Source organism: Nitrosomonas sp. HPC101 (genome assembly GCF_009833125.1).
Classification (GTDB): domain Bacteria; phylum Pseudomonadota; class Gammaproteobacteria; order Burkholderiales; family Nitrosomonadaceae; genus Nitrosomonas.
In genome coordinates this window covers 1-15,687 of record NZ_QRCC01000011.1, presented here as the reverse complement: position 1 = coordinate 15,687, position 15,687 = coordinate 1, and the positions used below count along the sequence as shown (strand labels likewise).

Genomic DNA, 15,687 nt, shown 5'->3' with positions numbered 1-15,687 from the left:
CTGGTTGAGTAGGTATGTTTCATATATTCTCCATATGCAGAAATAATTTCTCATCTACCGGGCTCATGACTCAAAATAATTAAGCATTAAACTTAAAAGCCACAGTGGGATGATCTGAGTGATACCTGATTTGAAAGATTGATAAACAAAATAAATATTTATTATCTTGTCCACTTATCCCCCTCTTTCCGGTACGGTTTCTTAACTGCATTCCATGCAAGCTTATGAGCAGTTTCTTCCCGGGAATTCTCTTCGTTTCTATCTGCTGGGTTGGCATGCTCTTTCCATGCACTGTTAAATGCAGCGCGGTAAATATCTTGCGCATGAGAAGACAGAATATGAATAACGTTTTCTGGCAGATCTTCGTTCTTTTTGTAAGGCATATAAAAATCTCCATTTAGCAAAAAGTAAGATCGATTGTTTGTGTAACTGATATCCAGTAAATCAGATTTATACAGATCCAGTTAACTGAATAAAAATAAAAATGTGTAAATTCCTTGTTTATCTGACAAAGAATTTATTTAAGAAAATAGAGAGTTTTTTATTGAAACAATGGGATTCGTGTATTGGCATCATTACGAATAACCATTCTGGTAAAAGACAAGTTTTATGATGAGTAATAGTCATGATCCATCCTCTAAAAAGTGATTATGTTGCGATCGGAACTATTCTTATTTCTCTTATAAAGAAAGTGTACTAATATCTTATATCGTTCAATATTTTTACATTAAATATTTGTTGCAGTCATAACCGTTTGATATTAATCATAAAATTACGATTATTTAGTTTGATAAATCCTGTCATTTAGTGATGTAAGAATGATGATGAGCCAAAGCACAAGTAGATCCAAGCGGCTCTCATGTGGAGGGGTTAAAAACCAATGGATGAACTTAGGAACCTCTAGTCAAGCCTCACATGGTCGTACATTATGTCTCGCGGACGGACTGTGGTGTTGAGTTCGGGTTTCCTTATCAGTGATTACTGCGCTGCATCGTTCTTTTCAGTCGCTGGAGAGCCGAAAGTACAGTACTGATCTGCCCGTTAGCGTTACATCAGGGTATGTTGGGGAGAGCCGCATCAATTTGAGCAATTGATTCCGTGTAGCCAATTTTCTCTTCGATGTTTGGCTCGCGTTGTTTCAGTGTTAACGGATTTAGCGTCAGTTGCTGATAATAATCCACCCACGAAGCGTATTTTTCCGGCATTGCCCATACGCGGTAATGTAGCCGCGACATGATGACCGGATCACTCAACAGCGCCAGACGACACTCGCGGTCGAGTTTATCAGGAGGTTCATTTAACGCTTGCTTGATATGATCGTTGCGGGCAGTTTCGAGCATTTTGTTCTTGCGATGGCGCGCGGTAGCTATTGCTGTTGCCAGCGCATTGAGCGATGGATGAAATACAGCATGCATAAAGCCATCGCCCAGTGTGCGGCTGCGGTTCATCGCTAGATAGTTGTTTGTATTGACCAATACCTTCGGTGGCGAATACTCTTCCGGGATCAGGAATAGCTTCCAGCGTTTGGCCCACAGGCCAACAGACGGGCGACTGGAAATGACCGAGACAAACGGTGACAGAATCAGCGAGAATACGATAGGTGCCAGCCAGAACAGGAAGCGCAGATCAAGCCACGCCATTCCTATGGCCCAAACCAACCCCAGCAACAGTTGAGAGCCATGGCGCATAAAGGCTTCGCACCATGAGGTGGAACCATTATCGCGTTGTGGCGATTTCCACGTTACCTTCCAGCCAAGAAATGCACTGACTACGAACACAGTGTGGAATAGCATACGTACCGGCGCCAGCAGTACTGAGAGCAGTACTTCCAGTAACATGGAGATCGTGACGCGAATAAATCCACCATATTCTTTCGTCCCCTTGCACCAAATGAGCAAAATACTCAGAAACTTGGGCAAAAACAGCAGGACCAGGGTTGAGGCTAGCAGCGTGATCGCCAGTTCCGGCTGCCACTGCGGCCACACTGGAAACAGCTGGTGCGGTTGCAGAAAGTAATGCGGTTCCGTGAGTGCATGTACTACTTGCAGGGCGGTGGAAAGTGCAAGGAACATAAACCACAGTGGCGCGGAAAGATAGGACATCACGCCGGTCAGGAACACCGCACGGTGTACCGGATGCAAGCCTTTCACCAGGAACAGGCGAAAATTCATCAGGTTGCCGTGACACCATCGGCGGTCGCGCTTAAGCTCATCCAGCAGGTTCGGCGGCAGTTCTTCATAAGAGCCTGGCAGATCGTAAGCAATCCATACACCCCATCCGGCACGGCGCATTAATGCTGCTTCTACAAAATCGTGAGAGAGAATAGAGCCTGCGAAAGTGCCTTCACCCGGTAGTAGCGCCAGCGTACAGTGTTCGATAAATGGTTGCACACGGATAATGGCGTTGTGGCCCCAGTAGTGCGATTCTCCTAATTGCCAGAAATGCAGACCGGCAGTAAACAGCGGTCCGTAAACACGGGTTGCAAACTGCTGGCAGCGGGCGTAGAAGGTATCCATGCCTGAAGCTCTGGGCCACGACTGAATGATACCTGCATTCGGGTTGGCTTCCATCAGGCGCACCAGGCTGGTCAGGCATTCTCCTGACATCACCGAATCCGCATCCAGTACCACCATGTAGCTGTACTGACTGCCCCAACGACGGCAGAAATCGTCAATGTTGCCGCTCTTGCGTTTTACGCGGCGGCCGCGACGGCGATAGAATATCTGGCCTTCATCCTGAACGTCTGCAAGCAATTCTATCCACGCTTTCTGTTCTGCAACGCAGATATCCGGGTTGTAGCTGTCGCTCAGGATGTAGATATCGAAGTGCTGTTGCTGATTTGTCGCTTTTACAGATTCCCAGGTCGCGCGCAATCCCGCGAATACGCGATCCACATCTTCATTGCAGATAGGCATGATCAATGCCGTACGGTGTTCGGGATTGAGTGGTACATCTTTTCGTGCCAGCGATGCGGAAATACTGTACTTGTCTTTACCGATCAGCAGTTGCAGAAAACCCATCAGCGCGGTCCAGAAACCGGCAGATATCCAGCAGAAGAGAATGGCGAAGAGGATCAAAATGCCGCTTTGCAATATATAAGGCAACAGCTGCATGAACGATATCCATGCGTCCTGATCGATCATATCGATCGGATTGATCAGTGACCAACCTTGATAAGGAAGGATGGTTTTCATATACCAGGTTGCCAGCGCGGTCTGCGATAACGTCAGCAGTAGCAGAATGTAGCGGCGAATGGTGCCAACGGTGTTCCATTTTTGTTCGTGAACCTGCTCTTCTTCGGTCAGCCGTGATAGATGATGTGATGTGTCATTGCGTCCACGCAGATAATCCCAGAATCGGCCAATCGGATTGGTGTGCCACGGATCCGGCGATATCGGTGAGCGGGTCGTTTGGGGCATTGCCGCCAGTTGCGTGCGTCCCTCGTCATCCTGAGTCAGTTGTCCGTGAACCAGAGAGTCGGGCCAACTCTGCTCAAGCCGGGTTTTCGCGGACCCCAGTGGTAAATCATCTTCACGCGCATAGTCGTGATGCTCAGGATTCAGTGCCTCATGCAGGATGCGAATGTTCGTTGTTGGCAGTGCTGCTTTCTCGGCGTCAGTCAGCGGCAGCGCGTCAATATATTCAGTGACTTTATTCATCGGCAGGTAGCTGATAGCTCCAGGTTTCACTCAACGTCTGGTCACCATTGACTAATGCAGCGCGCATCTCAGTGATTTTTTTCACATCCTTCACTTCTGTACGTAGTGTCAGACGCCAGCCTTTAATAACCGGGTTATAACGCACGCTGCTCTCGACGATCGTACCGTTGTCATCGATACTGACCTGAGCTGCAACGGGCGTATCCTGAGGTAGTTTTTTCATTTCCTCGCCCGTGAAATCGATGATGAAGGCAATCGTGCCATCAGGTTGACGAATAAGATTCGATTGTTTTACATCGCCCGTTGAACGCAGTGTCTGCATGACGTATGCGTTATCCGGTGCATGCAGTTTTTCCTCGTCGTGGCTGAAGCTGATGGTGTAATTGAAGTTTATTTCTTTGCCCGCTTCCGGTAGTTGATCCGGCGTCCAGAAAGCGACAATGTTGTCGTTGGTTTCGTCGTTGGTCGGAATTTCCACCAGCTCGATGTTGCCTTTACCCCATTCTCCTTCCGGCGTTATCCATGCACTTGGGCGTAGATCATAACGATCATCCAGATCTTCAAAACGTGCGAACTGGTGGCCACGTTGCAGCAGGCCAAAGCCTTGTGGATTCTCCATGGAGAAGCTGCTGATAGCCAGGCGTTCCGGGTTATTCAGCGGACGCCAGATCCATTCTCCATTACCGGTGAGAATGGAGAGGCCGTTAGAATCATGTAACTCGGGACGGAAATTTGCCATCGGAGAGGGCTGGTTAGAGCCAAACAGGAACATGCTCGTCAGCGGTGCAATGCCGAGCTTGCCGACTGTGTCGCGCAGATAGATTTTTGATTGGACATCGACCACGATATCGCGATCCGGGATGATGATAAACCGATAAGCACCTGTTGCGCGCGGGGAATCCAGCAGTGCATAAATCGTCAGGTTCCTGTCAGTCGGTTCAGGCCGTTCGATCCAGAATTCTCGGAACCGGGGAAACTCTTCGCCGGAAGGCAGAGCAGTATCGATAGCCAGGCCGCGTGCGGAAAGACCGTACACCTGCCCCGCGCCGATCGCGCGGAAATAGCTGGCACCGAGTATGCTGACAATTTCATCGTTTTTGTCTTTGCTATTGATCGGATAGAGTACTTTGAAGCCCGCAAAACCAAGATCTTTCACCGCATCCTTGTCATGCGGGACATTGCCGAAATTGAAATAATCAGGGTTATATTCGATTTTATGTACCGATGTAGCAGTGACTTCATTAATCTCAACCGGTGTATCGAAATACATGCCCTGGTGGTAAAACTCAAGCTTGAATGAAGTATTCAGCTGACTCCAGTAAGCTTTATCATGGTTAAACTGGATCTGTTGATAATCCGCATATTTCATATCGCGGAAAATGGAAGGCAAGTTGCTTTCAGGCGTTTCATAGCTTTGGCTGGCTAATAATTGAGCCTTTTTTGCGACATCATCAATATTAAAGGCCCAGGTCGACGGGGTATACAGGGTTAATAACATTACTGCTGTACTTAACCAACACATTTTTATCATTTGTGGTTTATGTTTCATCAGTCTGTTCTTTTTTATGTGATTAATTGATTTGATTCGGTCCATTCGTAATGAAAACTCGGATAATCCAAGCTGCTACTGGCTGGTATCAATTTTTATTTGCTCGTTCAGAAGCCGTTCGCATGGAGTTCATCAAAAGATATGCACTACCTGCGGCTTCGACAGGCTTGATCTGGATCAGTTCTGGGAATCTGTTCAAAATCCCGGATTTTCTGGATGAAGACTACGTTATCGCATCATTAATGAACGAAAACACCCGACCAATTTAAAGTAGTATTTGTGAGCTGTTAAGGAACCTCTGGAAACCGTTAGCGAGGTGGTCAGTTCAAGGCAGAATCAGCGAAAAGTGGAGTTTATACGTGATAAGTGAGCATTTTAAGTTGATTCTTAACGAAAAAATGACAACACAGGTGGTTTTGCAGAGGTTCCTTAATGAGCAATGCACCACTGTCGGATAAATTATCCACTGCACTCCCGATTGGCCGCAGAGCGCAACATTAGGCGACGGCAAAAACGTAAGGAGGTATGACATGTCAAAAGTCATTGAAGTTAATGACAAACCAATCCTTCTGAAAGCAGTCGAGCTTGTTCTCGCAGAGCCTGCTTCTATCAGAAAGGAGGCGCTCCAACTCAAGGAGAAATATGTAACCCGGTACGGGAGTGATCGTTCGGAAGATGAGATCAATACTTACGCTGCTGATAAAATCATCTCAAACTATTCTTACTATACCGCCTTTGTTGGTGGAACGACTGCTCTTACAGGGGCAATCCCTGGACTTGGCACTGTTCTGGCTACATTCGGCGGTGCAACAGCCAATGCAGCTCTTTCCATGAAATATCAAATTGAAATGACAATGGCCATTGCAACGATTTACGGCCGTGACATTACAATAGAGGAAGAAAAACGCCTTTGTTTAATGATTGCGGGGCTCGGCGCGATCAGTGAAATGACGAAGGTAGGCGGGAAAGAATCCAGCAAAAAAGCATCCGTCAAGATGATGCAACAATATCTGAATGAGGCACCTTTTCAAACCCTACAGGAAATATTCAGGAAAGCTGGAATAGCTTTCACAAAGAAAGCTGCAAGAAAGGCTATTCCATTTGGTGTTGGCGTAGTCATTGGTTTTTCTGCCAACAAAGGGTTGACCTGGTATGTCGGGACAAAGGCAAGGGATTTTTTCTCGGTGACCGACTCGGTTGTCTGATAATTTATCTGGTTGACGCTATTGACAGACAATCAAACCGTTTTTCACTGTTGAGCGTCTTGCCACAGCAGCGCATATCAGCGAAGAACACGGCGGTAAGGTGTAGAGGGCCATGATCGAGGACGGGTTTGCAGGTGCTTGTACGTGGCCGAATGCAGTTTTTAGGATAAAATATCGTTAATTCCATTGGTAATTCTGATCATGCAGTTGTCTGAATTTACTCAGATACGCTGCGTAACCAGCAAATCCTGCTTATGCATTCTTCAAAAGATTTTGACATCATCGTTGTGGGCGGCGGACATGCCGGGACGGAAGCTGCTCTGGCAGCGGCGCGGACGGGCCGGAAAACATTGCTCTTGACGCAAAATCTGGATACGTTGGGGCAAATGTCGTGCAATCCGTCAATCGGAGGGATCGGCAAAGGGCATCTGGTAAAGGAAATTGATGCACTGGGTGGAGCCATGGCTGCGGCAATCGATGAAGCAGGCATTCAGTTTCGTATACTGAATTCAAGCAAAGGCCCTGCGGTTCGGGCAACCCGTGCTCAGGCTGATCGTGTGCTGTATCGTCAGGCCATACGCAAACGGCTGGAAGCACAACCTGATCTGCTGATATTGCAATCCACTGTTGATGATCTGTTGCTGCATGGGGACAGGATTACAGGTGTTGTTACCCATCTTGGAATGACTTTCTCGGCGCGCGCCGTAGTGTTGACGGTCGGCACGTTTCTGGGGGGGCTGGCGCATGTCGGTGACCAGAATTTTCAGGCAGGCAGAGCAGGCGATCCTGCATCAATCAGGCTTGCGCATCGCTTGCGTGAAATGGACTTGTCGGTTGGCAGGCTTAAAACTGGCACTCCCCCTCGGATTGATGCGCGGACCATTAATTTCCAGGTTTTACGCGAGCAGCCGGGAGATGAGCCGATACCGGTGTTTTCGTTTCTGGGCAATGGTGCGCAGCATCCACGCCAGGTGTCATGCTGGATGACGCGCACCAATGAGAAAACTCATGAAATCATTCGCACCGGGCTGGATCGATCGCCCCTGTACACCGGGAAAATAGAAGGCATCGGGCCGCGTTACTGTCCATCGATTGAAGACAAGGTGGTGCGCTTTGCTGACAGAGATGCGCATACTGTTTTTCTGGAACCGGAAGGTCTGGAAACCAGCGAAATTTATCCAAACGGGATTTCAACGAGTCTGCCTTTCGATGTGCAGGTTGAGCTGGTGCGTTCCATCGCGGGGTTGGAGAATGCCCATATTACCCGGCCGGGTTATGCGATCGAATACGATTATTTCGATCCGCGAGCGCTCAAAAGATCTCTGGAGACAAAAGCAATCGACGGATTGTTCTTTGCGGGACAGATCAACGGTACTACCGGGTATGAGGAAGCCGCTGCTCAGGGGTTGCTTGCAGGTTTGAATGCCAGTCTCAAGATAAGAGGGCAGGAGCCTTGGTGTCCACATCGTGACGAGGCTTATCTCGGTGTGCTGGTGGATGATCTGGTGACCCGTGGTGTAACAGAGCCATATCGTATGTTCACCAGCCGTGCCGAATTTCGTTTGCAATTGAGGGAAGACAACGCAGATATACGATTGACTGAAACCGGGTATCGGCTGGGGTTGGTAAGTGAAGCACGCTGGCAGGCCTTTGCTGCTAAACGCGTAGCTATTGAAATTGAAAAAACAAGATTGCGTAGTACCTGGGTTTTTGCCAGTGCCTTAAATAAATTGCACACATCGGATCAATCAGCCGACGATCGTTCGTATTCGCTGTACGATTTGTTGCGGCGCCCTGGCATCGGCTATGTGGAGCTGATGTCATTGTCTGAAATGGTGGAGCAGCCTGTGGTCGATGGTCAGATTGCCCAGCAGGTGGAAATCGATGTCAAATATGAAGGCTACATAGAACGACAAAGACAGGAGGTGGTGCGCCATGCGCAGCACGAAGCCATGATTTTGCCAAAAAACCTGGATTACAGCGCCGTGCGTGGACTTTCCAGCGAAGCCACACAGAAACTTAACCAATATCAACCGGAAACAATCGGCCAGGCAACGCGGATTTCCGGCATTACACCGGCGGCCATATCTTTATTGCTGGTACATCTGAAGCGTGGTATGGCACGCCGGACAGCTAAACAGGAAGAAACACATGAGTCTGGAAAAACAGTTGTATGAAGGTCTGGAGGCAATTTCGGGATTGTCCGCTAACACAGAGCACCTGAGCAGCCAGTTGTTGCGCTACATGGAGCTCATCACAAAGTGGAACAGTACCCATAATCTGACTTCAGTCAGCAATCTCGAATCGATGATTACACGGCATATGCTGGATAGCCTGGTTGCATTACCACATATCGGTGGGCCACATGTTGTTGATGTTGGCAGTGGCGCCGGTTTACCGGGTATTCCGATTGCGCTGGCTCGTCCTGAATGGCAAGTGGTGTTGATAGAAAGCAATCAGAAAAAAGCAGCTTTCCTGCAGCAAGTTGCGGTTGAGCTGAATGTCCCGAATATATCGATCAGGCAGGAACGCGTGGAAAAAACAAAGCTGGATACCAAGGTGGATACGGTGATATCGCGCGCGTTTTCCAGTCTCGAGCGTTTCATGAACTTGTCCAGGCACTTGTGTGCGAACAACAGGAGTGATTGCCGATTTGTTGCCATGAAAGGGGCATTCCCGGATATGGAGTTGATGCAACTGCCTCCGGAGTTTTCCGTTGAACAGATTATTCCGGTTACGGTGCCCGGTCTGAAAGCCAAGCGCCATCTGGTTGTGATGCAATACTGTCCCGAATGAGGGTTATCGAATGGAATATAAGTGCATTCTATAATCCTGTTGCCGGTATGGAAACGTAATTCAATGGTCAGGATACTTGCCATTGCCAACCAGAAAGGAGGGGTAGGTAAGACAACGACCAGTATTAATCTGGCTGCCAGCCTGGCAAATATCGGCAAGCGGGTATTGCTGGTTGATCTGGATCCGCAGGGTAATACGACCATGGGAAGCGGTGTGGAAAAACGTCTGCTGGATCGGACTGTTTATCAGATACTGCTCGGCGAACACACTGCTGCTGAAGTGCGCTTATCGACACAACCGGGAAAATATGACCTGCTTCCGGCCAATCAGGAACTGGCTGGCGCAGAAGTGGAAATGGTGTCGCTGGAACAGCGCGAATCCCGATTGAAGAAGGCTTTGCAGGCCGTACAGGCGGATTATGATTTTATTCTGATTGATTGCCCTCCTGCGCTGAATCTGCTGACACTGAACGGACTGTGTGCGGCGTATGCCGTTATCATCCCCATGCAATGCGAGTATTATGCATTGGAAGGGCTGAGTGATCTGGTTAATACCATTAAAAGGGTGCGGACGAGTTTTAATCCTTCTATCCGGATAGAAGGCCTGTTGCGAACTATGTTTGATCCACGCAATCTGCTGGCGCAACAGGTATCCGATCAGTTGAAACAACACTTTGGCAACAAGGTTTATCAGACCATCATTCCCCGCAATATCCGGTTGGCGGAGGCACCGGGATTTGGATTGCCGGTGCTTTATCATGATCGGCAGTCCCGAGGTGCCCGGGCTTATCTTGAATTGGCCAACGAAATTCTGACGGCAGCTGGCTGATTGCTGATCTTGCCGGAATATCTATGAATATTTTTATTTTGTATAGTGACTATGGCAAAGCCTAAAGGATTGGGGCGAGGTTTGGACGCGCTGCTGGCGGATAATTCCCAGAAAGCGGATTCTCTGCAGAATCTCGCTGTGGATCTGTTGCAGGCTGGAAAATACCAGCCCCGGACAAGGATGGATGAAACATCCCTGCATGATCTGGCAGAATCAATCAAAGCACAGGGAATTATGCAGCCAATACTGGTGCGTCCGCTGGTTGCAGAGGGTTATGAAATTATTGCCGGGGAACGGCGTTGGCGTGCCGCCCGCATTGCCGGGCTGGAGCAGATTCCGGCCATTGTGCGCGAAGTACCGGATGAATCCGCGCTTGCACTTTCCCTGATCGAAAATATCCAGCGCGAAGATCTCAATCCTCTGGAGGCTGCGTTGGGTATTCAGCGCCTGATCGAAGAATTCGGTATGACCCACCAGATTGCCGGGCAGGCGCTGGGGTACTCACGCAGCACGATTTCAAATTTGCTGCGTCTGCTCAATCTGGCTGCGCCAGTACAGGATCTGATTATGCAGGGAAAAATCGATATGGGGCACGGACGTGCCCTGCTTGCGCTGGAGGCCGGGAAACAACTGGAAATTGCACATCTGATCATGCAAAGGCAGCTGTCCGTGCGCGAAACTGAGAATCTGCTCAAGCGAATAAGTCAGGCATCTTCTGCAAGAAAGCAGTCATTTCCGGATCGGGATTTGTTACGGCTGCAGGAGGATATGTCTGCACGACTGGGTGCCAATGTCGTCATCAGGCAAGGGAAAAAAGGTGCCGGCAATGTCATCATCCATTACGCCAGTCTTGAACAGCTGGACGGGATTCTTGCGAAGTTCTGAGAACCTGTTCAGCATCGATGAAATATCGATCAGAATCATCAACCAGCTCTTCCGGAAGAGACATGGTTATTTTTTACAGTGAGGAGCAGTACAACCAGGCAATGAGCAAAAGCAGCAGCTTATTATCTGCCAGAGTTTCCAAATAAAGATTGATGAGTGTCCAGCTGTGGTTTCTGAGTTGATGGCAGATCGAGCCATAAATGGCAGATATTCAGCCGATTGTGGCTGTATTACCTGCTTTTTAGGTATGTGGTGTTTGTTTCGGCTAGTTTGAGCGTTATAATCAACGGTTTAAAAACTTTCCTGGCCGGACAGAGGGTAGCCAACGTTGCTTGTCTAGAACCCGTTTAAATCTTGAACAGATTATCGCAGGGTTATGTGACAGTAAAATGAAGAAATGAAGGCTTGGCAACTTGATCACCGACGACACGCCTGCCAGTCGTATTCACACGCCAAAAGACTACACAATGTGTAAGCGCCGCGGATAGCGGATTTCGCACCGCAAAAAAACAGTTTGCCGGTTTCGCGGACCATGTAAAAGAAAGGGGAGTTATATTCATGAATACTATGATTACCGCCACATCTATACTACCTACTACTAAACGTAGTGCAACGGGTTTGCATTTGATAGGTGATTTATACGGTTGTTCATGTGATGAACGTTTGATGCTGGATGCTGGCTTTCTGGAAGCACTCTGTAAGCAGCATGTAATTGCAGCAGGTTTAACCATAGTGGGCAGTCTTTTTTACAGTTTTGGTGAAGGAGGGGGGGTGACCGGTGTAGTGGTCTTGGCAGAATCCCATTTATCCATACACACCTGGCCAGAATCCGGTTACGTGACGCTGGATGTGTATGTCTGTAACTATTCATCCGACAATCGCCCCAAGGCACAGCAGCTGTTCGATAGCATTCTGGCAGCCTTTAATCCGGCCGATCCACATCTGCATCGGGTCGAGCGTGCGTGATGGAAGAATCCGGCAGGGCGCGCTACGTAGCGGAGCGTTTGAGTCCTGATTTTGGTTTTTATTTACGTGAAAGCCGGCAACTGGCAAAGGTAAATTCAGCCTGGCAGAAAATTGAAATTTTAGAAAACCCATTGTTTGGCCGGGTGATGCGTATTGACGATTGTTTCATGACTTCGGAGCGTGACGAGTTTTTTTACCACGAACCGATGGTGCATCTGCCGGCAATCAGCCATGGCAGAGTGCGTCAAGCCCTGATTGTAGGCGGAGGTGATGGTGGCGCAGCGGAAGAGTTGCTCAAATATCCCGGGTTGGAACGTCTGGTGCTGGCCGAGTTGGATAGCGAGGTTATCCGGATGGCGCAGGAATGGTTGCCGGCCATTCATCAGGGCGCGTTTGACGATCCGCGCCTTGAGTTGCGTCTGGGTGACGCACTTCCTTTCATTGAAAAGGGTACCGAGCGCTTCGATCAGATCCTTCTTGATTTGACAGACCCGTTCGGGCCGGCGACCGATCTTTACACAGTTGAATTTTATCGCGCCTGCCAGAAGATCTTGAATCCAGGCGGAGTGATTTCACTGCATATTGGATCCCCCATTCATCTGCAAACATCCATGGCAAGAGTTGCCGCTTCATTACGGGAGGTGTTTGCTATTGTCCGGCCCTATCTGCAGTATGTTCCGCTCTACGGTACGTTATGGTGTATGGCCATGGCTTCTGATGAAATTGATCCTCTCCTCTTGAGTTCGCTGGCGGTTGATGCACGCCTGGATCAATATGGATTGCAGGATTTGCAGCTTTACAACGGCGCGATGCACCATGCCCTGCTTGCGTTGCCTAATTTCGTACATAAAATTCTGCAGCATCCGGTTAAGCCTATTCACCGGGGTGAAATACTTGAAGGAATCAACGACCCCGCATCACTGCCTGATATTGCTGTCATCCCGGCCTGAAAACACGCACCGTACGTAGCTGCCAGCAGCAGGAATAGAGTTATTTTTTGCTGTTTTTTGCGGGATGGATATGTTTCACCGCGCTCATGGCAGTCAGATAAGCAATAATTTCCGCTATAACCTTCTCCCGCTCTGGTATTTCTGCCGCCAGTGCCGGCATGGTTGTGTTGTAACGCAGACTGGCTGGATCATCTATCCAACGTCTCAAGTACTCGGGCTTGAAGTATTCGGTCACGCTGACCGGGTAATTCAGCTCGGGTGCCTTGCCACCTCCCTGACCATTGATCGTATGGCACGCCATGCAATATTTGCGGAAATGCAGAAAACCACGTTTTGTCTCCGCAGATGTGCCTGCGGGTGGAAACATCCCCGGGAAACGGGTTGCAAAAGAAACGAGCTCAATGCCGATGATCTGGTAGGGCATATCGGAAGCACCTTCCTCAAGCAGGATGGGAGATTTCAGATTGTCCCAGATCAGGTAAGCCGGCCCTAATTCCGCAGCCTCATGATTCTGGAGCGCGTTGTTGAGTGTAAAAGGAGCATCATCTGCACGGGCAACAGCGAAATAGGCATCATAAGCGAGAAATTTTGCAACTGGAATACTGGGCTGATAGCCATCCTTGCAAGTGAAAATGATTTCATCTGCGGCTCGCCAGCGTGGGCCGAATATCTGGTCAAAGATCGGCTGTACAGGATAAACTTTATACTGGCGTTCTCTGCGTTCGTGTACTTCAAAAACGCTTAATATTGTTTGCCTGGAGAAGGTATTGAATGCTTCCGGTTTCAGGGATCTGACGTATCCATCCTCATTTTTGAATTCGATGAAGATACCAATTGTATTGGCTTGTGCGTAAACCGGATTGATCAGGCCGATCATCAGGCATGCACTCAATATGAAATATCCACAGCGTGACGCGATACGCAGGCATTGACCGTATCGCCAGTCGAAAGCATTTTTGCGATTGTATTTCATTTGTCCTGAAAACTTCAGTTACTCAATCGGTAATCCCTCCATTTTAACGGTGCCTAGAAGCAGCAACGCTATGGCAGACACGACCAACCGCTGCTTTTGGAGATGCCACCCAATCCAATGCCCTATTTGAGTGTTGCCCGCCACGTCTCTTCGATGCTTTTACTTATCGCTCGTGGCAGAATGAGAGTTGGTTGTGACACCTGTCCGCTGATTTCTGGTTACTGCTTTACCGCTTCAACCTGGATGCTGAGTTTGACTTCTTTTGGGATGCCAGCATCGACCATAAAATTCATGCCCCATTGGGTGCGGTCAATGGTTGCTTCAAAGTCACCGCCACAAACCGTGGCACCATCAAACATTGGGCTTTCATAGCAGTTGAACCGGGTACTGTTGAGGGTGACTGGGTGCGTTTTTCCCAGTAGTTCCAGGTTGCCGATGATGGTTTGTGGCTTGCCATCGACAAATTTCCATTGTGTGCTGGTAAAAGTCATTTGTGGAAATTGTTCAGCATTGAACAGATCGGCATGCTTGAGGTGATCGTCAAATTGCTGGTTGCCGCTGTTGATGCTGGCGACGGGGATGACGATTGTCATAGCGCCGGTCTGGTTTTTGTTGTCGATGCGGATCTCTCCGGTCAGATTATAAAAACCGCCGTGGTTGGTACTGGTGCCGAAGTGACCAATGGCAAAGCGTGCGTTGGTGTGGTTAGGGTCCAGCACATAGGTGTCAGTGCTGGCAAAGGCCGTTGTGCTGACAGCGCTGATCAGAAGTAATGCAAGAATGAGTTTTTTCATGGTCGTAATCCGTTTTGGTTGTTGTATTGTGTGGCAGGCATCGAACACCTGTCAGCGGCTTGTACACAGCGTATCTGAACCCGCAGAGATTAAATACGGAATTGATATTTTCAGTCTGCCGTTTTCAGATACTGGTATAACGTTTCACGGCTGATGCCTAAGTTGCGGGCGATCAGTGCTTTTTGTTCACCTTCTATGACTCTTCGCTTTATTTCTGCAACCTGCTCGCCGTTCAGCGATTTTTTACGCCCTCGGTAAGTACCTTGTTGTTTGGCAAGTACAATACCTTCGCGCGTTTGAACTCGGCAAAAGATCCTATGATCGGCAACGTAAAGTTAGTCATTGGCGAATCTTCACCGGTAAAGATCAATTTTTCTTTGATAAACTCGACTCGGATACCGCAACCGGTAAGCTCTTAAAGCAATCGACGTAAATTACCAGGTTACGTGTCAGGCGATCCATACTATGAACGACGACCGTATCATCCTCACGTACAAAATTTAACAACATATCGAGTTGTGGTCGCTGGGTATCTTTGCCAGATGCCTTATCCGTAAATGTGTGGTCAACCCGAATGCCTTCCAGTTGTCATTCCGGGTTTGGGTTAAAGCTACTGACTCGAACATAACCAATACGTTTATCTGACAAACCATTTCCAAAAGTACAATGGAAATTTATTACCTTTATACAGCAATGTCAATGAATGGAGATTCATACTCTATTCTGACGGCTTTTGTGCCTTGCAGCCTGACGCCCTGTTAAGGTTATACCCTAACAGGGCGCTCAACGCGATCATGAGGACAAATTTCATTTTCACTTATTAGCGTGAGTCGACAAAAGTTGATTGCGAGCTGCTACATTAATAGATGAAAAATCGGGAATCTGAGAGGTGACTGCGTCATCGGCAATGCAAGACTTTATCTGAATGGAAAATTCTCCCCAACTCTGGTTGTATGTGGTGCTTGCCTCGATACTATCAACTATAGTACTGGCAGCTTTGATGAGAATTCTGCAGCCTTATGATATTCCTGCCTCAACTTCACCATTTGTCCTGACCAGCTGGATGTTCATGGCGGCGGTGT

13 protein-coding genes and 1 pseudogene are annotated in these 15,687 nt (G+C 48.5%); 8 read left to right on the top strand and 6 right to left on the bottom strand.

What is annotated here, in order from left to right; genetic code table 11:
- Positions 1-161: 161 nt before the first annotated feature.
- The 3 genes from ABO04_RS08865 to mdoG all read right to left on the bottom strand — a co-directional run bounded on the left by ABO04_RS08865 (position 162) and on the right by mdoG (position 5,190).
- Positions 162-383 carry a ChaB family protein gene (locus ABO04_RS08865; protein ID WP_160810321.1) on the bottom strand — a complete coding sequence of 74 codons (222 nt, stop codon included), beginning with the start codon at positions 381-383 and terminating at the stop codon, positions 162-164.
- 669 nt (positions 384-1,052) lie between these two features.
- Positions 1,053-3,659: a glucans biosynthesis glucosyltransferase MdoH gene (mdoH, locus tag ABO04_RS08860; protein WP_160810320.1), complete on the bottom strand. Its 2,607-nt coding sequence runs from the start codon at positions 3,657-3,659 to the stop codon at positions 1,053-1,055.
- Entirely contained in the window at positions 3,652-5,190 is a 1,539-nt protein-coding gene (mdoG, locus tag ABO04_RS08855; RefSeq protein WP_345853316.1) for a glucans biosynthesis protein MdoG, read from the bottom strand. The genes mdoH and mdoG overlap by 8 nt, the downstream gene beginning before the upstream one ends.
- Before the next feature lie 548 nt (positions 5,191-5,738).
- On the opposite strand from mdoG, the gene ABO04_RS08850 reads away from it, so the two are divergent.
- From ABO04_RS08850 to speE, 7 genes are all read left to right on the top strand, one after another.
- Positions 5,739-6,413, top strand: a complete 675-nt coding sequence (locus tag ABO04_RS08850) for an EcsC family protein (protein ID WP_160810318.1) — start codon at positions 5,739-5,741, stop codon at positions 6,411-6,413.
- Between the two features lie 254 nt (positions 6,414-6,667).
- Positions 6,668-8,590, top strand: a complete 1,923-nt coding sequence (mnmG, locus tag ABO04_RS08845) for a tRNA uridine-5-carboxymethylaminomethyl(34) synthesis enzyme MnmG (RefSeq protein ID WP_160810317.1) — start codon at positions 6,668-6,670, stop codon at positions 8,588-8,590.
- Positions 8,565-9,209, top strand: a complete 645-nt coding sequence (gene rsmG / locus ABO04_RS08840; protein WP_160810316.1) for a 16S rRNA (guanine(527)-N(7))-methyltransferase RsmG — start codon at positions 8,565-8,567, stop codon at positions 9,207-9,209. Before mnmG ends, rsmG begins: the two co-directional genes overlap by 26 nt.
- A gap of 63 nt (positions 9,210-9,272) precedes the next feature.
- On the top strand, positions 9,273-10,037 hold the full coding sequence (locus ABO04_RS08835) for a ParA family protein (protein WP_160810381.1): 765 nt from the start codon (positions 9,273-9,275) through the stop codon (positions 10,035-10,037).
- Between the two features lie 51 nt (positions 10,038-10,088).
- Complete coding sequence (locus ABO04_RS08830) at positions 10,089-10,922, top strand: ParB/RepB/Spo0J family partition protein (RefSeq protein ID WP_160810315.1); 834 nt, start codon at positions 10,089-10,091, stop codon at positions 10,920-10,922.
- Positions 10,923-11,480: 558 nt separating this feature from the next.
- Positions 11,481-11,888 carry an adenosylmethionine decarboxylase gene (speD, locus tag ABO04_RS08825; RefSeq protein WP_160810314.1) on the top strand — a complete coding sequence of 136 codons (408 nt, stop codon included), beginning with the start codon at positions 11,481-11,483 and terminating at the stop codon, positions 11,886-11,888.
- Entirely contained in the window at positions 11,888-12,838 is a 951-nt protein-coding gene (gene speE, locus ABO04_RS08820; protein ID WP_160810380.1) for a polyamine aminopropyltransferase, read from the top strand. The genes speD and speE overlap by 1 nt, the downstream gene beginning before the upstream one ends.
- 40 nt (positions 12,839-12,878) lie before the next feature.
- Here speE and ABO04_RS08815 read toward each other — a convergent pair whose 3' ends face one another.
- The 3 genes and pseudogenes from ABO04_RS08815 to ABO04_RS08805 all read right to left on the bottom strand — a co-directional run bounded on the left by ABO04_RS08815 (position 12,879) and on the right by ABO04_RS08805 (position 15,190).
- Positions 12,879-13,811: a cytochrome c gene (locus ABO04_RS08815; protein ID WP_160810313.1), complete on the bottom strand. Its 933-nt coding sequence runs from the start codon at positions 13,809-13,811 to the stop codon at positions 12,879-12,881.
- 218 nt (positions 13,812-14,029) lie between these two features.
- Positions 14,030-14,605 (bottom strand): YceI family protein, encoded by a 576-nt coding sequence (locus ABO04_RS08810; RefSeq protein ID WP_160810312.1) that lies wholly within the window; start codon positions 14,603-14,605, stop codon positions 14,030-14,032.
- Between the two features lie 110 nt (positions 14,606-14,715).
- Positions 14,716-15,190, bottom strand: a pseudogene (locus ABO04_RS08805) (recombinase family protein).
- A 340-nt stretch (positions 15,191-15,530) separates the two neighbouring features.
- On the opposite strand from ABO04_RS08805, the gene ABO04_RS08800 reads away from it, so the two are divergent.
- Positions 15,531-15,687 (top strand): urea transporter (locus ABO04_RS08800; RefSeq protein ID WP_240141501.1); only part of this gene is annotated, 157 nt, incomplete at its 3' end.